Source organism: Gynurincola endophyticus, from assembly GCF_003991195.1.
Lineage (GTDB): Bacteria > Bacteroidota > Bacteroidia > Chitinophagales > Chitinophagaceae > Gynurincola > Gynurincola endophyticus.
In genome coordinates this window covers 226414-247736 of sequence record NZ_RCWL01000001.1, presented here as the reverse complement: position 1 = coordinate 247736, position 21323 = coordinate 226414, and the positions used below count along the sequence as shown (strand labels likewise).

General features: G+C 38.4%; 18 protein-coding genes and 1 pseudogene. 8 read left to right on the top strand and 11 right to left on the bottom strand.

Annotated features, from left to right (window positions below):
* The first annotated feature begins 112 nt into the window (after positions 1-112).
* Positions 113-2935 (top strand): carbamoyl-phosphate synthase large subunit, encoded by a 2823-nt coding sequence (carB, locus tag D9O48_RS01105; protein WP_126969728.1) that lies wholly within the window; start codon positions 113-115, stop codon positions 2933-2935.
* 101 nt (positions 2936-3036) lie between these two features.
* Here the strand turns inward: carB and D9O48_RS01100 are convergent, their stop codons facing one another.
* The 4 genes from D9O48_RS01100 to D9O48_RS01085 form a co-directional block, all read right to left on the bottom strand.
* Positions 3037-3696 carry a response regulator transcription factor gene (locus D9O48_RS01100; protein WP_126969726.1) on the bottom strand — a complete coding sequence of 220 codons (660 nt, stop codon included), beginning with the start codon at positions 3694-3696 and terminating at the stop codon, positions 3037-3039.
* Between the two features lie 25 nt (positions 3697-3721).
* Positions 3722-4516, bottom strand: coding sequence for a sensor histidine kinase (locus D9O48_RS01095; RefSeq protein ID WP_126969724.1), 795 nt, complete (start codon positions 4514-4516; stop codon positions 3722-3724).
* A 69-nt stretch (positions 4517-4585) separates the two neighbouring features.
* A complete protein-coding gene (locus tag D9O48_RS01090) occupies positions 4586-4954 on the bottom strand; it encodes a hypothetical protein (RefSeq protein WP_148114538.1) in 369 nt (122 codons plus the stop codon).
* Positions 4955-5282: 328 nt separating this feature from the next.
* Positions 5283-5798 (bottom strand): hypothetical protein, encoded by a 516-nt coding sequence (locus D9O48_RS01085; protein WP_126969720.1) that lies wholly within the window; start codon positions 5796-5798, stop codon positions 5283-5285.
* Positions 5799-6327: 529 nt separating this feature from the next.
* Here D9O48_RS01085 and D9O48_RS19115 point away from each other — a divergent pair.
* The 4 genes and pseudogenes from D9O48_RS19115 to D9O48_RS01055 all read left to right on the top strand — a co-directional run bounded on the left by D9O48_RS19115 (position 6328) and on the right by D9O48_RS01055 (position 10887).
* Entirely contained in the window at positions 6328-6945 is a 618-nt protein-coding gene (locus D9O48_RS19115; RefSeq protein ID WP_126969718.1) for a DUF4131 domain-containing protein, read from the top strand.
* A 42-nt stretch (positions 6946-6987) separates the two neighbouring features.
* Positions 6988-7716, top strand: a pseudogene (locus D9O48_RS19000) (ComEC/Rec2 family competence protein).
* A gap of 575 nt (positions 7717-8291) precedes the next feature.
* Positions 8292-9857, top strand: coding sequence for a bifunctional phosphoribosylaminoimidazolecarboxamide formyltransferase/IMP cyclohydrolase (purH, locus tag D9O48_RS01060; protein ID WP_126969710.1), 1566 nt, complete (start codon positions 8292-8294; stop codon positions 9855-9857).
* Between the two features lie 97 nt (positions 9858-9954).
* On the top strand, positions 9955-10887 hold the full coding sequence (locus tag D9O48_RS01055) for a DMT family transporter (protein WP_126969708.1): 933 nt from the start codon (positions 9955-9957) through the stop codon (positions 10885-10887).
* Here the strand turns inward: D9O48_RS01055 and D9O48_RS01050 are convergent.
* The 7 genes from D9O48_RS01050 to mutY all read right to left on the bottom strand — a co-directional run bounded on the left by D9O48_RS01050 (position 10872) and on the right by mutY (position 18034).
* Positions 10872-12194, bottom strand: coding sequence for a polysaccharide deacetylase family protein (locus D9O48_RS01050; RefSeq protein ID WP_126969706.1), 1323 nt, complete (start codon positions 12192-12194; stop codon positions 10872-10874). The genes D9O48_RS01055 and D9O48_RS01050 overlap by 16 nt on opposite strands.
* Before the next feature lie 56 nt (positions 12195-12250).
* Positions 12251-13630, bottom strand: a complete 1380-nt coding sequence (locus tag D9O48_RS01045) for a LutB/LldF family L-lactate oxidation iron-sulfur protein (RefSeq protein ID WP_126969704.1) — start codon at positions 13628-13630, stop codon at positions 12251-12253.
* A gap of 20 nt (positions 13631-13650) precedes the next feature.
* Positions 13651-14244, bottom strand: a complete 594-nt coding sequence (locus tag D9O48_RS01040; protein ID WP_126969702.1) for a DUF3109 family protein — start codon at positions 14242-14244, stop codon at positions 13651-13653.
* A 48-nt stretch (positions 14245-14292) separates the two neighbouring features.
* Positions 14293-14871 carry a gliding motility lipoprotein GldD gene (gene gldD, locus D9O48_RS01035; protein ID WP_233589133.1) on the bottom strand — a complete coding sequence of 193 codons (579 nt, stop codon included), beginning with the start codon at positions 14869-14871 and terminating at the stop codon, positions 14293-14295.
* 12 nt (positions 14872-14883) lie between these two features.
* Complete coding sequence (gene gldE, locus D9O48_RS01030) at positions 14884-16278, bottom strand: gliding motility-associated protein GldE (protein WP_233589131.1); 1395 nt, start codon at positions 16276-16278, stop codon at positions 14884-14886.
* A 68-nt stretch (positions 16279-16346) separates the two neighbouring features.
* A complete protein-coding gene (locus D9O48_RS01025) occupies positions 16347-16775 on the bottom strand; it encodes a single-stranded DNA-binding protein (protein WP_126969700.1) in 429 nt (142 codons plus the stop codon).
* A gap of 134 nt (positions 16776-16909) precedes the next feature.
* The gene (gene mutY / locus D9O48_RS01020) at positions 16910-18034 is read right to left on the bottom strand and encodes an A/G-specific adenine glycosylase (protein ID WP_233589128.1); all 1125 of its coding nucleotides are present in this window, start codon (positions 18032-18034) and stop codon (positions 16910-16912) included.
* 156 nt (positions 18035-18190) lie between these two features.
* On the opposite strand from mutY, the gene D9O48_RS01015 reads away from it, so the two are divergent.
* From D9O48_RS01015 to D9O48_RS01005, 3 genes are all read left to right on the top strand, one after another.
* A complete protein-coding gene (locus tag D9O48_RS01015) occupies positions 18191-18511 on the top strand; it encodes an HU family DNA-binding protein (protein WP_126969698.1) in 321 nt (106 codons plus the stop codon).
* Between the two features lie 25 nt (positions 18512-18536).
* Entirely contained in the window at positions 18537-19385 is an 849-nt protein-coding gene (locus tag D9O48_RS01010; protein ID WP_126969696.1) for a tetratricopeptide repeat protein, read from the top strand.
* Between the two features lie 330 nt (positions 19386-19715).
* Positions 19716-21272: an Rne/Rng family ribonuclease gene (locus D9O48_RS01005; RefSeq protein ID WP_126969694.1), complete on the top strand. Its 1557-nt coding sequence runs from the start codon at positions 19716-19718 to the stop codon at positions 21270-21272.
* The last annotated feature ends 51 nt before the right edge of the window (positions 21273-21323 follow it).

Sequence of the window (21323 nt, the reverse complement as noted above, 5' to 3'; positions counted from 1 at the left end):
ATGAAAAAATAGGGGTAAAAGTCAGCATACTGAATTACTTTTGCGCAATTTGTCAATCGACAAACGCCAAAGACTCATTTTTAAATAGGTTTAAAAAACAGCTTTTAGGAAGATGCCCAAAGACACCTCTATTCAGTCAGTTTTAATTATCGGTTCCGGACCCATTGTTATTGGACAAGCTTGCGAGTTTGATTACTCTGGCTCTCAGGCCGCAAGAAGCTTAAGGGAAGAAGGAATTAAAGTTACCCTTATTAATAGTAATCCTGCTACCATCATGACAGACCCTATGATGGCAGATAAAGTTTACCTCCTACCACTGACTGTAGAGAGTATCGAACAAATTTTACAGGAAAATGAGATTGATTCTGTTTTACCCACCATGGGTGGTCAAACCGCACTCAACCTTGCTAAAGAAGCGGCTGAATTAGGAATCTGGGAAAAGTACAATGTGCAAATGATCGGTGTGGATGTAGATGCCATTGATACTGCAGAGGATCGTGAGAAATTCAGACAATTAATGGTAAGAGTCGGAGTTCCTGTAGCACCTTCCAGAGTTGCCAACTCCTTATTAGAAGGTAAAGAGTTCGCCCAGGAAATCGGTTTTCCTTTGGTAATTCGCCCTTCTTTCACTTTAGGCGGTTCCGGTGGCGGATTTGTACACGATAAAAGCGAATTGGAAGCTGCCCTTGAAAAAGGTTTAAAAGCATCTCCCATTCACGAAGTATTAGTTGAAAAAGCAGTATTAGGCTGGAAAGAGTACGAATTAGAACTTTTAAGAGATAAAAACGATAACGTTGCGATCATTTGTACGGTAGAAAACGTAGACCCGATGGGGGTTCACACAGGTGATTCTATCACCGTTGCTCCGGCAATGACATTAAGCGATACCGCTTTCCAGGAAATGCGTAACAAAGCTATCTTAATGATGCGTAGCCTCGGAAATTTTGCAGGCGGTTGTAACGTTCAGTTTGCAATGGATCCGGCTACCGAGAAAATCATTTCTGTAGAAATTAACCCGCGCGTAAGCCGGTCTTCTGCATTGGCTTCTAAAGCAACCGGTTATCCTATCGCTAAAATAGCTTCTAAATTAGCGATCGGTTACAACCTGGATGAACTGAAAAACCAAATCACTCAAAGCACTTCAGCCTATTTTGAACCGGCATTAGATTACGTCATCGTAAAAATGCCACGCTGGAACTTCGATAAATTCAAGGGGTCAAACGATACCCTAGGATTACAGATGAAATCGGTAGGAGAAGTAATGTCTATCGGCAGAAGTTTCGCAGAAGCTATCCAAAAAGCTTGTCAAAGTTTAGAAAACAATGCGGTAGGTTTAGGTAACTACACTAAAAATATTATGAAGGCTGATGATATTATCGAATATATCAAAACGCCGAAATGGGATAGAATTTTCCGCATCAAAGATGCTTTAATGCAAGGAGTTTCTATCAATACCATCCACAAAGCCACCGGCATCGACCGTTGGTTTATCAACGAAATTCAAAAAATCGTTGATATGGAAAAAGAGATCGCTAAACACAAACTTGAAAACCTTCCTACAGAATTGCTGAAAGATGCAAAATTCTTAGGATTCAGCGATCAGCAAATCTCGTTGATCATGCAAGATGGCAACGACGAAAAAGTATACGAAAAACGTAAAGCAGCAGGAATTACCAGAGTATTCAAAATGGTAGATACCTGTAGCGCAGAATTCGAAGCAAAAACTCCTTATTTCTATTCAACTTTCGAAAACGGTAACTACAACGAAAGTAAAGTAAGCAATAAAAAGAAAGTAATCGTATTAGGCTCAGGTCCTAACAGAATCGGACAAGGTATCGAGTTCGACTACTGCTGTGTGCACGGCCTGTTAGCACTGAAAGAATGCGGATATGAAGCTATTATGGTAAACTGTAACCCTGAAACAGTTAGTACCGACTTCGATATGGCCGATAAATTATACTTCGAGCCCGTTTTCTGGGAACATTTGTGGGAAATCATTGAACTGGAAAAACCTGAAGGTGTGATTGTACAGTTAGGTGGACAAACAGCTTTAAAACTGGCTGAACGCCTGAATGAAAAAGGAATCAAAATCATCGGAACCAGCTTCGAAAACATGGATATTGCTGAAGATCGTGGTCGTTTCAGCGACATGTTAAAAGAATTAAATATTCCTTACCCTGATTACGGAACCGCTTATAACGTAGATGATGCCATTGAAGTAGCCAACAGAGTAGGATATCCCGTACTCGTTCGCCCTAGTTATGTATTAGGCGGACAAAGAATGAGAATCGTTATCAACGACGAAGAACTTGAAAGTGCAGTAGTAAGTTTATTGAAACATATTCCGGGTAACAAAATCCTGATCGACCATTTCCTTGACCGTTGTCAGGAAGCAGAAGTAGACGCTATCTGCGACGGCGACGATGTTCACATTATGGGAGTAATGGAGCATATTGAACCTGCCGGTATTCACTCTGGCGACAGTAACGCGGTTTTGCCGCAATTTAACCTGTCTCCGATGGTAGTGGAAACAATGGAAGAATATGCCCGCAAAATTGCTTTCGAGTTAAACATCCGCGGCTTAATCAATATTCAGTTTGCGATCAAAGACGGTAAAGTATATGTAATCGAAGCTAATCCGAGAGCTTCAAGAACAACACCGTTTATTGCAAAAGCTTACCAGATCCCTTATTTAAACGTTGCTACTAAAGTAATGCTGGGAGCAAAAAAACTGAAAGAATTTACTTTTTCTAAAAACTTACAGGGATACGCCATTAAAGAACCTGTATTCAGTTTTGAAAAATTCCCCGGGGTGAATAAAGAGTTAGGACCAGAAATGAAATCAACCGGTGAAGCGATCCGTTTCATCAAAGATTTAAAAGATCCTTACTTCCGCCAGTTATACAGAGAAAGATCAATGCACTTATCGAAATAGTAAAATAAAAATCCCCGACATAATTGTCGGGGATTTTTTTATGAAAATATTTAATCTGTCAAACATAGAAGAAATAACCATAGGCAACCTCCATTCTACATTTACAGATCCACCAAATTATTTTTTATTGCATAGAGTACCAATCCGACTCTCGTTTTCACTTTTGTTTTATCGAAAAGTGCATTTCTATAATCCTCAACAGTTCTGGGCGAAACAAACATTTTTGCTGCAATTTCTTTATAAGTCATTTCAGTACAAACCCATTGCAAAAATTCTTTCTCTTTATCATTCAGTACAATCTGCTCATCCAGCTTATCGGCATTGTTATGCAGACCGGAGATAATTTTACCGGAAATAAACTCAGAGAGGTAAAAGTTTTTCTGGATAACGGAATCTAAAGCCAGTTTTAACTCTTCCGGTTCGGCGTTTTTCATAATGTATCCCTTAGCGCCCAGTTTCAGCATCCGAATGATTGTACTTTCTTCATTCGACATGGATAACGCCAGCACTTTGATCTGAGGATAATTTTTATGAATCCAGCTAACGGTTTCATAGCCGTCCATATCAGGCATATTTACATCCAACAAAACAATGTCGGGAATGATATGCTGAGAAATTTTCTCTTTAATTCCTTTACCACTGCTGGCTTCAAAAACAATATTGTAATTGTCTAACGAATTGATCAAGGTCGCTAAAGCACCACGCATCAGCGTGTGATCATCGGCAATAGCTACTTGAAATTTTTCTTTTGTCACACCCATTTGATCAAATTTCAACCATTTTAGTCTAAAGCGGTAACTCTATGGTAACAACCGTGCCTTTCCCTACGGCTGTTTCATAATCAAGTTTCGCTCCTATCAGTTTTGCTCTATTAAATAAATTCTTTAAACCTAATCCGGCACTTGAGTTAGCCGAAGTTTGTTTCTCTTCTAAGTTAAAACCTTTTCCGTTATCAGTCATCACAATTTTAATAACATCATCCACTTTTTTCGCTATTACCGCAAGTTTAGTAGCTTCCGCATGTTTCAAAACGTTATTCAATAACTCCTGGAAAATCCTGAATGCAATCACCGTTTTCTTTTCATCCGGGTAACTTAGTTCTTCTTCTATATCACAATGAACTTCCAAAAGGTTTGATTTTTCTAAATTTATCAGTTCAAATCGCATCGATTCGGTTAAACCGACTCTTGAAATCCGTTCTGAATGCAATCCTTTCGTAAGATTGGCCAGATCTATAATTGCCTGGTTCAGGTTAGTTTTGACAGATTTTATAGGTTCTGCGGCGGGGTGTTCTTTTTCAACCGGTAAAATAGCCAGAGAAAGTTTTACAACTGAAAGCATTTGACCGATATTATCATGCAATTCCTGGGCAAGTGATTTCATCGTTTCTTCCTGTATCTCTAATTGCGATCTTAATAATTCTTCCTGGTATTGTGCGGCTAGTTCTGCTAAAAGTTTATCCTGTTTATGCTTTCTGCGTTGATATAAAAATACAATCGAAACAACGAATACCACCAAAACAAATGCCAGTACAAAACCCACTAGAACAATGGCGTATAACTCTTTTTCTGATGTATTCATTGAAAAGAAAATATTTTATGAATCCAAAGGTATCGGAAAAAAACGGATACCCGGATACATGATTTGATATTAACTTTTAAAAATATATCTACAACTAAATGCCATACATAATAATATATAAAACAAATAATTAATAATCTTCAGTATGATTTTCAGGTTTCTGATTACTTCGATAGAAGCATTCTCGAGCAGATTTGCTGTTGATAATAACATAAAGCCCGAAACATACATAAACAAGAGAGCAGTACAGATCCAGAAAGCAGATTCTTTTAATAAGTTGGGGCTATTGGCAAATCGGAAAATTTCAAATAAATAGTACACGCAGGCCGAAATAATAAATGTAGAGGCAAGCATGTACGAATAAGTATTGAAGAGCGGGTTTTTATTGAGCAAGGTATTTACAAAGAAAACAGCCATCACCAAAATGGCCACTGCCATATATTTCTTTGCTGTTTTACTTTGCACTGCATCACGCAAAATAAACAGATAGAATCCTATCGAAAAATTTGTATAAAGATTATAAATAGTGGTAGTCGATTGAAAGTTACTCCATAAATAGTACGAATAGCTTTCCATCAATAATTGAAGCAACAGAAAAAAGGGAAAATATCTTAAATAACCCACCTGATCTTTTCTGAAACAGAAAAACAATGAAAAAATCAGTGTTACACAAATAATTATTAACGTATGAAGGCCCACCGGATATATTTTCGGAAAGATAAAAAAAAGTCCCAGCTAAGCTGAGACTTTTTTAAAGTATTTAAAATTATACTACTTGTATACCTTTTTCTCCTCTGTCGATTACTGCCAATCCGATTGTCTGACCCATGTTTTCGAAAATACCTGATCCGCCTTCTCCTTCTTTACCTTCTTCTTTTTCTCTGCAGAACGGAGGACAAAGATTTCCGTAGTTGAATGCCAGGATGCTGCTGCCATCATTTGTTTTGAAATAGATGTCTTTATTAACCACTCCGAAGTCTGTATTAGAAGTTTTAGTACCTACGAATACAACGGTTTGACGGTCTCTGTATTCTTCTACCTCAAAATCAGATGGATACGCAGCGTAATAAACCTTGATACCATCTGCGCCGTGTTGTTTAGCCATTGCGATAAACTGCTCCATTTCTTCCAGACCGAACCAGGCACTCAGAGAGTCCTCTTTACCAATTCTGTCTGAATTTTGAACCCAACGCTCTTGTTTATAGGTTCTGATCACTGTATCTACATGCTCTGTATTTACAAGTTTTCCGCGTCTTACTAATTTTTTTTCAATTGTTGTCATAGTTGGGGGTTTTGAAAATGTGAACGTTTGTTTGACAACTCAAAAGTAGGACGGATACAGCTTGCCAGCTCAGCATAAGAGCATGTTTTACAAATAATTATAAATTATAATAATTTGTAAGATGATATAAATCATCAAATTACGTGATTTTACCCCTCAATTTACCGTTGATAAAACGCAAACTTACCGTTTTATTACACATGCTACACACCGTTAAATAACGGTATCTTTTACACCGTCTTCACACGGTTAATTTACCGTTATTAAAATAAGCCGTTTTTCATGGCTATTAGAAAATATTGTAGGACTTTAGATGTGGAGAGTTGCTATCATCCCGTGTTTTAAATCCAATATCACTGTGAAAATTACATTCCTCAAGTTATGTCACACAGCTTGAGGAATTTTTCAAGCCTGATCAGTTTGTTCAAAAGGGTTATCAGTAATCGCCTTTCCAAAATACAGATAACCCTTTTTTCTTTCTTTAATCTAACGGTGTTTCTTATTCGTATAGTATTATAACACCGTCTATATGAACCATAAAGCACCGTACATATTTCTCAAATCGCACCCTTTTTTACGGTTAATTCCACCTTATTTTACCGGTCTTATTATCTCCTTTTTTACAGATTTCAATTTTTGCAGTTATTTCGGCCCACTTTTGATTGTCATTTCCATTCTGTTGATTTACAATTTATTGTATAACACAACTAACTTATACAGCGAAAGCCTTAGATCTTTATACATAATTTTTATTATATTGTCAACAGGTCTGGTAAATTTTTCTACATTAGTACCGCACTTACCCCGCCAACATTTGTCTGAGAAGCGGTTAATAGCACATGTTTCACTAAACAGTATCATAAAAAAAGGACGAACCTCTTATTATACTATCGCCACTGTCGATTCACTTTATATCCAGTCGAAAGCCATTCCTTGCCATTTCAAAATATTTTTACGATTAAACACTGAAAATCAAAACATTATATCTTCAGCTACTTTACGAACAAATTTATACCTGAGGGAAAGCCGCGAGCCGGTTTTACCAGCAGATTTCTCCTTTCACCGGTATCTCAGGCAACAAAATGTCTTTTATACAGCAGCCATTTCTGAAGAAAACATTGTTGATTGCCAAGCATTAAAGGGATGAAAAAAGCAGATTTACAGTATTCAATACTTTATTATTGATGTGATGAACACCTATTTTTTACCGGAAAATGCCGGTTTAGCAGTGGCACTTCTGATAGGAAACACACAACAAGTTGATAATGAGCTGCTGGAAGCATATAGCAATACAGGTATTACTCATATTATTGCCATCTCAGGAATGCATATGCAGCTGATTATAGGCTGCCTGCTTTGGCTATTCGGCTGAAACCGATGGTTGAAGCCTCTTGCTTTTATCGGTATGTGGATTTACAGCCTGGTCGCCGGAGCCGGCCCATCTGTGTTGCGGGCATCTGTAATGACTAATCTTCAACGAAAAAAAATCGCAACAGGCAAATTTAACCTGTTGGCTGGCAGTGCCTTTCTACTACTATTTTTTCAACCTGAATGAATTTTTCACGTGGGATTCCAGTTATCTTATCTGGCCGTTCTGAGCATTCAGTTATTTCAAAACTTTTTTAAACGGCTGCTCTACTCACCTTACAAAATACTGAAGCCCATTGAAGACCTTGTGGCCATTACAATGGCCGCACAGATACTCACTTTGCCGGTTTGTTGTTATTACTTTAAACAACTTCCATTACATCTTCTTTTTTCTAATATGATAGCCATTCCGTTATCAACCCTGCTTATCTATACTTTACTATTACTTTTAATTGTACACCCCATCAGTTTGCTGGGTTCGTTACTGAGGTATGTCAATGAAACACTTTTTATGCTGCTGAACGAATCGATTCTGTGGCTAAACCAATGAGATTTCCTGCTGCTCAGAAACTTCAGTTTCAACATAGAGCACTTATTAGCCGCTTATCTGCTAATCATTTTGTTTAGTGTATCACGTCAATCTGATATGCTAAAGCGCTACCTTTTCAGCGGTGTCATTATTATTACAATACCGGTTGTTCAATGAGCAACTATTCCTCCGCCACACCTGATCGTTTCTTTACATCAAAATCAATGGCAAATTGAAATAATTGCGGATCAACGGTCTTTTTTCTGGGGGGATACAAGTTCCTCCTCATATCATAAAACATTGAATACCAGAAGCTATCTGGGTGTAAAAAGAAGTACTACAACATCTTTAAAACCTCAATCGATCTACTTTAAGAATCATATTCTCGAGATAAAGGATGAACTGCTCATTATCAATCGTCAGAAAATCATTCATCGGAGTAAATCTATACCAGACAGCACTGTTTTAAACCACAACAAAGACTTAATAAGTCCTGTACAATTATATCCTATAAATCAAGGCGGGTCTTTTGTGATGCAGATACATTAGTTTAACTTCGCGCTTTCTTTCAAAATGGTTTGCAAAACATCACAAGTATGACGAAAAAAATCAATTCTGCCCTCATTTCAGTGTTCTATAAAGATGGTCTGGAACCCCTGGTGCAGGAATTACATCAACAAGGTATTACCATATATTCAACCGGCGGAACCCAGGCCTTTATAGAAAAGTTGGGTATTCCAGTTGTTCCGGTAGAAAACCTTACCACCTATCCTTCAATTTTAGGTGGACGTGTAAAAACGCTACATCCGACTGTGTTCGGTGGAATTTTGGGTCGCAGGGATGTTTCGAAGGACCTGGAAGAAATGAAACAATTCGGCATTCCTGAAATCGACCTGGTAATTGTGGATCTTTATCCGTTCGAAGAAACAGTTGCCAGCGTAGCAGCCAATAAAGAGCTGACTTCTGAGGAAGCCGAAAAAATGATTATCGAAAAAATTGATATCGGCGGGCCTTCTATGATCAGAGGTGCAGCCAAAAATCATAAAGACCTGGTAGTATTGGCATCAAAAGATGACTACCCCGGTTTAACTCAATTATTAAAAGATCAAAACGGTACTACTACTATTGAACAACGAAGAGCATATGCTGCCAAAGCATTTGAAATCGTTGCACATTATGATGTAGCCATCTTCCAGTACTTTAACAACGAATTCAATCAATATTTCATTCAATCAGTACCACAGGCTAAAACAATGCGCTATGGTGAAAACCCTCACCAGAATGGTGTGTTTTTCGGTAACCTGAATGAGCTATTCACTCAATTGAACGGAAAAGAACTTTCCTATAACAATCTGGTAGATGTTGACGCTGCCGTACAATTAATTAAAGACTTTCAGCAATTACCTGCAGGTATTAATCAGGATGAAGCAGTGTTTGCTATTATCAAACATACCAACGTTTGTGGCATTGCTGCACGCAGCACTGTAAAAGAAGCATGGGATAGCGGTTTGGCAGGCGACCCGGAAAGTGCATTTGGCGGTGTATTGGTTACTAATAAAAACATTGATATTGCTACGGCCAACGCAATCAACGAAATTTTCTTTGAGGTATTGATTGCACCTGCATTCAATGAAGATGCATTAGAAGTACTGAAATCTAAGAAAAACAGAATTTTACTACAATTATCAGATAAAGCATTACCGACTCAAACTTATAAATCAGTATTGAACGGCGTATTAGTGCAGGGCGCTGATACAGGCAATTATGAAAAATGGGAAGAAGTTGGCGGTAGAAATACCAGTGAAGCGGAGCAATCTGATCTTGCATTTGCCAACATCGTATGCAAACACCTGAAGTCAAATGCAATTGCTTTAGTGAAAAACAAACAGCTGATCGGTAAAGGTTGTGGACAAACATCCAGAATCGACGCACTTCGTCATGCTGTAGAAAAAGCAAAACAATTCAATTTCGATCTAAACGGTGCAGTATTGTCGAGCGATGCATTTTTCCCTTTCAATGACTGTGTGCAGCTTGGGCATCAGGCAGGTATTACAGCCTTTATTCAACCTGGCGGATCTGTTCGTGACAAAGATTCTATCGCTTACTGTCAGGAAAATAATCTGGCAATGGTAATGACCGGCATGAGACACTTTAAACACTAGTGGATAATTGAGAATGGTGAATGGAAAGTGATTGCACGATTTATAAAAATTTAAGTATCGCTTTCCATTTTCGATTCTTCACTCTCAACTTTTATTTATGAAGTTGGCGGCCCCAAAATCAGTGCGTGTAAAAGCACTTATCGCCTTGGCTATGGTATGTTTCTTCTGGGGAACTACCTGGGTAGCATCCCGTCAGGGAGTTCAATATATGCCGGTATTTCAACTGGCAGGTATACGTCAGTCGATTGGCGGACTGCTCTACGTTTTATTTTTCACCATCAAAGGTGCCACTTATCCAAAAGGAAAAGAATGGATTCCCATTATCATACTCAGCCTGCTGAACTTCTTTTTATCTAATGGCCTCTCCACCTGGGGAGTTAAATATATCACTGGCGGACTTGGAGCTATCATTGCTGCTATTTTTCCACTCTGGATTGTTATTATAAACTTACTTTTCAAAAAATCTATCATCAATGCAGTTACTTTTACCGGACTGCTTTTAGGTTTTGCCGGAGTATGTATTATCTTCTATGATCATTTGTTAGATTTTCTCAATCCTCATTTCAGATTCGGAATTATAGTTTCTCTCTTTGCCAGTTTGAGCTGGGCATTTGGTACATTATATACCAAATCACAGGCAGCTAATTTTAATCCTTATTTCAGCCTTGGCTTTCAAATGTTATTCAGCGGTTTAACAACCTCACTCATTGCTTATACAACCAAACAAACCGTTCCCCTGAATGAAATACCATGGCAAGCCTGGACATCGATTGCCTACCTGGTCGTATTCGGTTCTGTATTAGCTTACATGGCGTACTTGTATGCTTTACAAAACCTGAGTACAGAACAAGCATCAATTTATGCTTATATGAACCCGGTGATTGCTATGTTAGTAGGAGCACTGTTGTTTCAGGAAAAACTAACGATTTATATAGGTATCGGTGGTTTGGTAACCCTGGCAGGTGTGCGGCTAATCAATATAGGTAGTAAAAGAGACTCAAAAAAACAACCGGCTTATGAACCGGAATAAGCGTCCCAGTAAACCGTATCTTTCATAAATATTTCATACATATCCCTCCAGCCCGTATACATAGCACCATTACTGAGAATGGTATTATGCCAGGTAGAAATCATCAGGCCGTTTAAGCGCTTGATGGTATCATAATATTTTACTAACTCGTGATAAGCTTGTTGAGGAGTTTGTTTAAGATGATAAAAAGACGCTGCATCCATGAAGCAAAACGGATACACCAGCAGGTCTGTTATCTTCTCTTCCTGTAAGTCATACCAGTTAAAAGATGAACACACGCTGGCCCTGAAACCATTAATGTTACTATACCCCATGGTAAAGTCTTTCTGTAATCCGACTTCTATTAACCGTCGATAGGTTTTTGGAAACTGTAATTGCAAATAATGCTGACGCGTATGAATAGTTTCTTTTTCGGTATACACTTCCAGCCATTCTTTTTCAGCCTTCAGATGAAAGTAACTTCTGCCAGCCTGGATAGAAGGATGAAGTCCTACCCTGTGATGTTTCGAGTAATACTCAATCAGGTATTGAAAATTTCTATTTTTGGTAGAGATATTTCTATCGAGTCCTTTTTTCTTTTTAGCTACCAGAAAGAAAAAATAAGCCGGCATCCTGCAATACAGATGCATAGCATCTAACCACTCATAAACATTGTAAGGGTCGTGCTGCCGGTTAACCGCTACGTTCCATCTTTCCTTTACAAGATTCCATCTGCGATGATAAATATCCTTTAAACCTCCTCCTAAAACCTGCCACCATGGTTTATTCGTATAAGCAAAGGCGATATCTATATCATAAGTGAGTAAACAATTGAACTTTCGTACCCTAAAATGCTGATATCCGTAATGTTCGTGCAGGTAATTTTTAAAATCGTTTAACCACAGGTTTATCAACGGTTCGTGCAGAAAACCACCTTTATAAGCTAAAGAAGCCTCGTGTGGAAAGCGCCCCAATGAGTCTGCCTCAAAAGGAAGATATTCTTCATATCGTGACAACAAATAAAAAATAGCAGAAAAAATATCAAAAGGGTAATCTCCGCCGGTGGCAAAAAAGGCCTTCTTTTTTTGATACTCAAAGAGTTGAATAAATTGTTCTTTGATCTCTTTTTCATGCAAAATACCCGCAGGATGGATGCGAAAAACATCGTCAAATAAGTAAGGAGAGTAGTTTATTTTAAAACCCGCTGCCTTTAAAAACAGCTCCTGGCTGCTTTCAAGATGTATTTTTTCCCCAAACATTTCTGTTTCTAAAAACTGTACAATATACTCAAGCCTGGGAGTAATCACCGTTGCATACAGAGAGATCATGCTACAAAATAAAAAAGTCGACTGAAATCGCCGACTTTCTTAAAATATATTTTTTATTAGGATTTCTTATTCCTTTCTAACCAAAGCTCATTAAAGGTTTTTGGCGGAAAAACGATGTCAGAACGATGGGCACTCCAGCCCTTTACCATTTTATTCACTACCCAGTTTTTGATTTTCTGGTTTCCCATATTCATCATCTTTCTGTTCTGACTGGCTTTTGACCATACTTTCCAGGCAAGTTTTTCGCTCCAGTGTGCTTCTCCCGATTTTACAGCCAATGCCCTGTTTTCAAGTAATAATTCGTGCAGATTTATTTTAACAGCACAAACTTCGGTACAGTTACCACACAAAGACGAAGCATAGCTAAGATGACTCCATTCATGCATACCCTTCAGGTGAGGAGTAATAACAGCGCCTATGGGTCCTGAATAGGTAGTTTCATAGGAGTGTCCTCCGATATTCTTATATACGGGGCAGGCATTTAAACAAGCTCCGCAGCGAATACAGTACAGGCTTTCTCTGGTAACGGGGTTTTCAAGAAGGTTTGTGCGGCCGTTATCCAATAATATCACGTACATTTCTTCAGGGCCATCCACTTCATTTGCCTGACGCGGACCGGCAACTATAGTATTATAGGAAGTAACCTGTTGCCCGGTACCGAAAGTTGATAACAAAGGCCAGAAAAGGCCGAGGTCACTGATAGAAGGAATCAACTTTTCAATGCCGACTACTACAATATGTGTTTTTGGAAAAGCACAGGTGAGGCGTGCATTTCCTTCGTTTTCGGTCAGAGCTATCGCTCCTGCATCGGCAATAATGAAATTAGCACCGGTAATACCAACTTCTGCTTCTACAAATTTTTTTCTTAAAACGTCACGCGCAACCAGTGTAAGTTGTTCGGGTGATAGATTTGGCGCACAACCTAGTTTATTATGAAAAAGTTTTGCAATATCTTCTTTGCTTTTGTGCATGGCAGGAGTAACAATATGATAAGGCGTTTCTCCATCTAGTTGCTGTATATATTCACCCAGATCGGTTTCAACACTTTCCATGCCCTTCTCCTGTAAAAACTCATTCAGCTTAATTTCTTCAGTTGCCATGCTTTTAGACTTAACAACTGTGCGGCATTTTTTTTCAGTACAGATTTTTTCAATGGCATCGTGCACCTGTTGAACATCTTCTGCCCAGATTACTTTGCCGCCTCTTTGAGTGAAATTAGCTTCAAATTGCTCGAGATAAGTATCGAGCTGTTCCATTACTTTCCACTTGATATTTTTCGCTCTTTCCCGCGCTAAATCCAACGCTGCGAACTGGGGTTTACCCTTTTCTACGGCAGCATTATATTTATCTATATTAAAGTTTATTTTTCTTCTATGGTCTAAATTTTCCGACTTAACGGTGCTTTTAGCCATGAAGGACGCTTTACGTTCACTCATAGCGAAAAATTGTGAAGGCGTTATTGATGATCGGGGAAGTATTCTTTTGCCACTGCATCGAGTGCCTGATAAAACTCTTCGCCGTATTTTCTGATAATCGGTTCTTTCAAAAACTGATACACCGGAACTTTTAGCTTTTTACCCAATCCGCATGCCGGTTTACATAATACGGGTCGTGGTTCATAGTTCATCCGGTCGTATCCTCCCGGACTGGCATTTTTTTGAATGATAGGGAAGAAGTGGCAACTGATTGGTTTTTTCCAACCGATCAGACCGTCGTTATAGGCTTGCTCAAAAGCACATTTAATAATGCCTTTTTCGTCGCGTTTTGCATAAACACAAATATCCTGGTCACTCCCAAGCGTGGGGGTAACCCATCCGAACTCTTCGTGAAAGAAATACTTACCTTTCCGGTCAATTTCGGCAATACATTCCTCTGTAAGATAAGGCTTTACAGTATCGTAGACTTCATCTATAATACGCATTTCTTCTTCTTCAAGAGGAGCTCCGGCATCGCCTTCTTCGCAACAACCTCCTTTACACTTAATTAAATCACACACAAAGTGGGCTTTCACCACGTCGTCGCTGATTAAAACATTATCTACCGCTATCAAAACAAAAGTATTTAGGCTACAAAGGTAAGAAATCCCTCAGAAAGGCAATTAATACCATTTCAGCGAATTAATAAGCTGGCGCATATCTTCAAACAAAAATTCATTCACAACAGAAAGAGAGTCCTCATTTGGTGTTGAATCAAAATACAAAGCGCCTCTCAAAAAGTGCTTAACGGAGTCAGTCACAAAGAATTGGTGCGCAGTAGCAGCATTTCCTCCCACTTTAAAATAAACGCCGGTTAAACCGTTCGGAGTTGTCATTAAAGAATCGTTAATGGCCGAAGCTTTGGTAGTATGGCTGTAAGTCATTTTAAAAGCATCATTGACCATTTGTTCAAAATGCTTTTCGTTCTGTATTTGTTTATAACTGACATAAATGCGGCCGTTAAATTGCGGGAAGTCAATATTTGCCCACCATGGGTTTTCAGGACTTTCCTCAAAAAAAGTAGTGTCCTTTACCACTTCGGCATATACAGGATAATCGAAGCTGTAAGGTGCATTCTGTGGGTGGTAGGAGCGATAAGCTCTTTCGGGGAAATCTATTTTATAGTATCCTTTTTTCCTGGGAGTATATTCACTATTACAAGCTAACAATGCCATCACTAAAACAGAGAGAAAGTACTTCATACAACTTAGGGCTTATATTTGGTTGGGTACAATCTTTACTTGTACTTTTTTAATACGGTTTCTTTCCACTTCCAAAATAGTAAATTCAAAATTTCCTAATTGGATAACTTCATTGGCAGAGGGGATTTCGCCGAAATTTTCAAGAATTAATCCGGCAATGGAATCACTTTCGCCTTTTACTTCATCAAAAGTATCAGGTCTGAGTTTCATCAGCTTACAGGCGTCGTACAACATTGTATTCCCTTCCAGTATGAAAGTATCGGCTGATACCTGCTGGTTTACATCTTCATCAAGATCAAACTCGTCGTTGATTTCGCCGATAATCTGTTCGATAATGTCTTCCATTGTAACAATTCCACTGGTACCACCAAACTCGTCGACCACTACAGCAAAGTGAATTCTTTTTTTCTGAAATTCGATAAACAGGTCTTCAATCAACTTATGCTCATGCACAAAATAGGGTGTACGTAACAGATAGTTCCAATTGTAATTATCAGGTTGATTAAGGTGTGCAACCAAATCTTTTGTATGGATAATACCTACGATATGATCCATGCTGTTTTCGTAAACGGGAACCCTCGAGTAACCCCATTCCTGAATTTTAATGAGTACGTTTTTGAACGCCTCCGTTTTATCCAGGCCATTCACATCAAGACGCGTTGTCATTACCTGTTTAACGGTAATATTTCCAAATTTGTAGATGCTGGTGAGGATGTTTTGTTCTTTTTCTTCGAAATCGTTTGAATCTATTGCGTCCTGTAGTTTCTGGTTAATATTCTTTCTTTTTTCTGTACCGAGTACAGAAGCAATTCCATCGGCTATATACAGAATAAAATGAGTAGGTTGTTTAAAAATTCCGTGAATGGCTTCAATCCATGCAGCAGATTCATAAGCGGTACGTAAGCTATGCTGGGCAGCCTTTACTTTGGGTAAAATTTCACAGAAAAGAATTACCAGCAGTGAGATTAAAAAAACTTTAATAAAAAAGCCGCCCCAACCTAAAAGGTTGATTGAATCGTACATTTCAATAATACTTTCAATTAAAGAATTAGCAATGATGATGATCGCTATTTTCAGAAAAGTATTGGCGATAACCAAAGAGGTATGTAGTTCCTGCGGGTTGGAGAGGAGATGTGTAATTCTTCTCCAGGCTGGTGCTTTTGTTTTAAGGTGATTAATATCTTTTGATGTCAGTGAAAAGAATGCTATTTCAGCTCCTGCCACAAAAAAAGACACGATGAGCAGCACCAACAAAATCACACCCAGAATCGTGTTATACTGCACGGAGCTGACTGTTGATAAGAGAACAGAGGATAAAAGAGTAAAGTCCGAATCCAATTCTTTAAAATTTTGTTGATAAAAATGAGCGCCATTCACAATTGCTAAATATACATCAACAATTGACACAAAGATACATTTCGATGATAAACATTATAGTTATCAACGTATAATTTCAAAAAATATTTGGTCGGTGTTTAGAAAGGGATGTCTTGAGATGCTTCCCCCATTGGTGGAATATCCTGATTGGAATAATCAACTCCATCAGACGAAGGAGTAATGGGTCCGCCATCGGTGCGTTTGTCCAACATTATCAGGTTATCCCCTACTACTTCTGTGGCAAATTTCTTCACCCCTTCTTTATCTTCCCAGCTTCTGGTGCGTAATCTTCCTTCGATGTACACCAAACTGCCTTTGTGAAGATACTTTTGTGCCAATTCGGCTAAGCCTCTCCAAAGAACAACCGTATGCCATTCTGTTTGAGATATTAACTTACCAGCACGATCTTTAAATGTTTCTGTAGTAGCTAAAGGAAACTTTGCAACGGCTATATTTCCTTCTAAATGTTGAACATCCGGATCTCTTCCTAAATTGCCAATAAGCATTACCCTATTTACGCCTCTCATAGTAGGTATATTTGATTGTTAGAAATCGTCTACCGGTTAATGACTATTTAAAGATAACTTTTTTAAAGTAGAAAACCTATAAATTTTTCTACCAAAAAAACTGCTTATAAACCATTAACAATCAGGGTTACGAGCTAAAACAATTGTGCCAAAGTTGCTTTTTCCTGAAAAAATTGCTGAATCAGCTTAGGCCATGGATAAACGGTTAACCTGTCTAAAGACACACATTCATAGGCAGATAAGTCTTTCAGCGGTTCGTTTATTTTATACCGGTGAAATTGCCCGTATACTGTTAAATGGGTGAGTGTTTGTTTAAACACTTTACTTGACCATAACGGTTCTGCTACATTGTGTTGAATTAATGCAGCAAATTGATTTTTTACTTGCGTCAGATCATATTCTACGGGAGACTCAAGAAGAATAAATTCATACAAGTTTTCCCAGATATCTTTATCGGTTCTTTTGTGTATATAAACCCCGTCTTCATATTGGAGTATGAAGTAATGAAAAAAGCGTTGTTTTTTCAGCAAAGTTTTTTCTTTAACCGGAAGTGATTTTACAACGTTTAACGCAAGTGCCTGACAGTCGTTTCTAAGAAAACATTCATTGCAAAGAGGAAGTTGCGGTTTACAAACAGTAGCACCGAAGTCCATGATTGCCTGATTGTAAACTGCAGGATTTTCCTGATCAAGCAACACATCTGCCAATTGCTGATACATTTTTTTGCCTTCTGTTGTATCAATAGGTGTATTAATGCCGAAGTATCTGGATATAACGCGTTGAACATTTCCGTCAACTACAGCATGAGGCTCATTAAATGCAAAAGAAGCGATAGCTGCGGCAGTATAAGGGCCGATTCCTTTCAATTGAATGATATCCTTATATTTATCAGGGAAAACGCCTTGCTTTTCATAAGCGATAATACGTGCAGTTGCCAGTAAATTTTTACACCGGGAATAATATCCTAATCCTTCCCATAGTTTAAATACTTTCTCATCATCAGCATTCGCTAAATCAGTGATCGTGGGGAAGTGATGTACAAATTTTTCATAATAGCTTAACCCTTGTTCAACACGGGTTTGCTGCAAAATAATTTCGCTTAACCATATCTTATAGGGGTCTTTTTCACCCTTCCAGGGCATGGATCGGTCATTTTTGAGCTCATTCCAGCGGAGCAGATCGGCTGTAAACGAGAAGAATTCGGCACTATTTATGTTATTATAAACCAATGGGTAAGGTACTTTATAGTGGTCAAACAATAAAAGAATTTAAAAAATCATTTTCAATATTATATCAAATTCTTGCAAAATTGCAAATTTCCCATTAATTTGAGTAATGAATTGATTTTGTGGAATTTGCCTTTGCGGTGATAATTCTGTGAAAATTCATTTTAAAACCTTATTAAAAATTTATCAATGAGAAAAGCAGACCTCGTTAACCAAATATCTGAAAAGACAGGTATTCCAAAGGTTGATGTTTTGGTTACGCTGGAAACCATGTTTAAAGAGGTGAAAGATACTCTTGCACAGGGTGAAAACATCTACATCCGTGGTTTTGGTAGCTTTATCACAAAGAAAAGAGCTGCAAAAATTGGGCGTAACATTAAAAAAAATGTAGCAGTGCACATTCCGGAGCACTTCATTCCAGCTTTTAAACCAGCAAAAGAATTTGTTGCTGAGGTTAAAAAATTACAATCTGTAAAAGAAGATCAACCAAACCCCGATGATGAGGTGTAACTTTGCTGTTCTTAAACTTTGAATAGTGAAAAAACAGCAGTTAATCTTAGTCGGTTCCGGACTTTTATTAGTCGGCGCAATTTATGTTTTTGGCCGAACCGTACCCCACACTGGTGCACCGGCACCGGTTAGCCCTACTTCTGCATCAACGGCAGAAGTTATTGACTTTTCCGTAATCTTAGAAGCGTCAAAGAAAGATTTAACAGCTTCTCAGCATTATTATGTGACTCAGTTAGAGTCTGGAATTGTTCGGGGCGATGTAAAAACCCAGCAGATCCGGTCTTACAAACAGCTGGCTGAGTTCTGGCGAGACAGTGCTCATAAGTTAATTCCTTACACTTATTATACTTCTGAGGCTGCTAAATTGGAAAATTCTCAAAAAAACCTCACCTTTGCAGCCCAGCTTTATTTAGATGGCTTGATGAAACAAAGTAATCAGTCACTGAAGACATGGATGGCTACCGAAGCTAAAGTATTGTTTGAGAAGGCGTTAGAGCTCAATCCGACAAATGATTCTTTAAAAGTAGGCCTTGGCAAAACGCTGCTTTTCGGGGGTATTGGAAAGACTCCAATGGAGGGAATTCTGCTGATCCGCGAAGTTGCCGACAAAAATCCTAAAGATATTTACGCTCAATACACCTTGGGAATGGGTAGTATGATGAGTGGTCAATGGGATAAAGCAATTGAACGTTTTGAAATTATTCACCAACTTGAACCCAATAATTTAGAACCAATCTTTTTATTGGCTGATGTGAATGAGCGAAAGAACGATAAGGAAAAAGCCATCTACTGGTACAAACAGCTTAGAACTTTAATTGACGATCCGGAAATCGTTAAAGAAGTAGACAAGCGCATTACAGACTTGAAAAATTAATCCTTGTTAAAGGAATAATTGCGATACACAATCATTGTTTAACTTAAATTATTGGTGATCATGCCTTGTGGTAAAAAAAGAAAACGTCATAAAATTGCGACACATAAGCGTAAGAAAAGACTAAGAAAGAACCGTCATAAGAAGAAAAACCGCTAGTTCTTGGTAAACTTCTTGCGGCGGGCTGAAATAACGCCTGCCGCTTTCCTTTCCTGCTGATCTAATTATTTATCATTATCAGCCGGTTTTTTTAAGCCATTGTTGATAAGTAATCCGTTTTCAGCAACCACTTTCCTTGTAGTGATGATTGATAAGACGGAAAAAGATTTACGCTTGAATAAGGAACTAATTATTAATGGCACACCTCAGGGAGGTGTGGAAATTGCCCTTTTGGAAGACAAGAGGCTGGTGGAATTGCATTACGAAAAAGTTGATGCAAGTTTTGCGGTAGGGGATATATACTTAGGTAAAGTAAAAAAACTAATTCCTGGTTTGAATGCTGCATTCGTTGATGTAGGGTTCGAAAAGGATGCTTTTTTGCATTATACTGACCTGAGTCCTTATGCTCGTTCGCTACTCAAATATACCCAACAGGCTATTCAACACGGTGGTCCTGAAGACTATGACTTTTCCAGCTTCGTGGTAGAACCTGAAATTATTAAAACAGGAAAAATCAACGAAGTATTAAATGGAAAACCTCCGATTCTTGTTCAGATTCTGAAAGAACCGATTGCAGCAAAAGGCCCAAGGCTTAGCTGCGAAATATCTCTTCCCGGCAGATTTGTGGTAATCACTCCCTTCAATGATATTGTTGCGGTTTCCCGTAAAATTCACTCCGGTGATGAACGGAAACGCCTACAAAAAATCGTAGAAGCTATCAAACCTAAAAATTTTGGAGTAATCGTTCGTACTGCAGCAGAAGGTAAAAATACTGCTGAATTACACGATGACTTAAACGCATTGGTATCCACCTGGAAAACGATTCAAAGCCGTTTACAGGGAGCTACTCCGCCCGCCAAAATTCTGAGTGAGCAAACAAAAACCACCAGTATCCTGCGCGATTTACTGAATGAAGATTTCAATAAAATCATCATTAATGAAAAATCTATTTACGCAGATACTAAAAACTATATTCAGAAAATCGCACCGGAAAAAACGGATATCGTTTCTTTCTTTAGTGGTAATAACTCGATCTTCGATCAGTACGGTATTACCAAACAGGTAAAAGCAGCCTTCGGAAAAACAGTTAACCTTTCCAGCGGCGCTTACCTGATCATTGAACATACGGAAGCACTACACGTGATTGATGTCAATAGCGGCTATAAGAGTGTAGGAAATAACCAGGAGCAAAATGCCCTCGAAACAAACCTGGAAGCTGCTGCAGAAATTGCACGACAGCTTCGATTACGTGACCTGGGAGGTATTATTGTAGTAGACTTTATCGATATGAAATTGCCCGACAATAAAAAGAAATTGTTAGAGGCAATGGAAGAATTTATGCGCGCCGACCGGGCCAAACACGCTGTGTTACCGATCTCAAAATTCGGATTACTCCAGATTACGCGCCAAAGAATGAAACCTGAAGTATCTATTAATACACAGGAAGTTTGTCCGACCTGTGCCGGTACCGGAAAAATTACTTCAACACTCATTCTCGAAGATGAAATCGAAAAGAACCTCGAATACCTGATTACCCATAAGCACAAAAATCTCACGCTGGCTGTTCACCCAATCATGAAAGCCTACTTAACCAAAGGAAGCTTCTTCTCTTCCAAGGTTTGGAAGTGGTACTTTAAGTACCGTCAACGTGTTAAAATTAAAGAAGATACAACCTTCAATTTGACCGAATTCAAATTCTTCGATAAAGACGAAGAAGAAATAAGATTATAAAAAAACTCCTGTACCTCGTACAGGAGTTTTTTTATTCAATTCTTTCATTTT

Coding starts and splice junctions, on each gene's coding strand:
- carB (WP_126969728.1), top strand. CDS start 113: ATGCCCAAAGACACCTCTATTCAGTCAGTTTTAATTATCGGTTCCGGA.
- D9O48_RS01100 (WP_126969726.1), bottom strand. CDS start 3,696: ATGGGTGTGACAAAAGAAAAATTTCAAGTAGCTATTGCCGATGATCAC.
- D9O48_RS01095 (WP_126969724.1), bottom strand. CDS start 4,516: ATGAATACATCAGAAAAAGAGTTATACGCCATTGTTCTAGTGGGTTTT.
- D9O48_RS01090 (WP_148114538.1), bottom strand. CDS start 4,954: ATGGCAGTGGCCATTTTGGTGATGGCTGTTTTCTTTGTAAATACCTTG.
- D9O48_RS01085 (WP_126969720.1), bottom strand. CDS start 5,798: ATGACAACAATTGAAAAAAAATTAGTAAGACGCGGAAAACTTGTAAAT.
- D9O48_RS19115 (WP_126969718.1), top strand. CDS start 6,328: ATGAACCATAAAGCACCGTACATATTTCTCAAATCGCACCCTTTTTTA.
- purH (WP_126969710.1), top strand. CDS start 8,292: ATGACGAAAAAAATCAATTCTGCCCTCATTTCAGTGTTCTATAAAGAT.
- D9O48_RS01055 (WP_126969708.1), top strand. CDS start 9,955: ATGAAGTTGGCGGCCCCAAAATCAGTGCGTGTAAAAGCACTTATCGCC.
- D9O48_RS01050 (WP_126969706.1), bottom strand. CDS start 12,194: ATGATCTCTCTGTATGCAACGGTGATTACTCCCAGGCTTGAGTATATT.
- D9O48_RS01045 (WP_126969704.1), bottom strand. CDS start 13,630: ATGAGTGAACGTAAAGCGTCCTTCATGGCTAAAAGCACCGTTAAGTCG.
- gldD (WP_233589133.1), bottom strand. CDS start 14,871: ATGAAGTACTTTCTCTCTGTTTTAGTGATGGCATTGTTAGCTTGTAAT.
- D9O48_RS01025 (WP_126969700.1), bottom strand. CDS start 16,775: ATGAGAGGCGTAAATAGGGTAATGCTTATTGGCAATTTAGGAAGAGAT.
- D9O48_RS01015 (WP_126969698.1), top strand. CDS start 18,191: ATGAGAAAAGCAGACCTCGTTAACCAAATATCTGAAAAGACAGGTATT.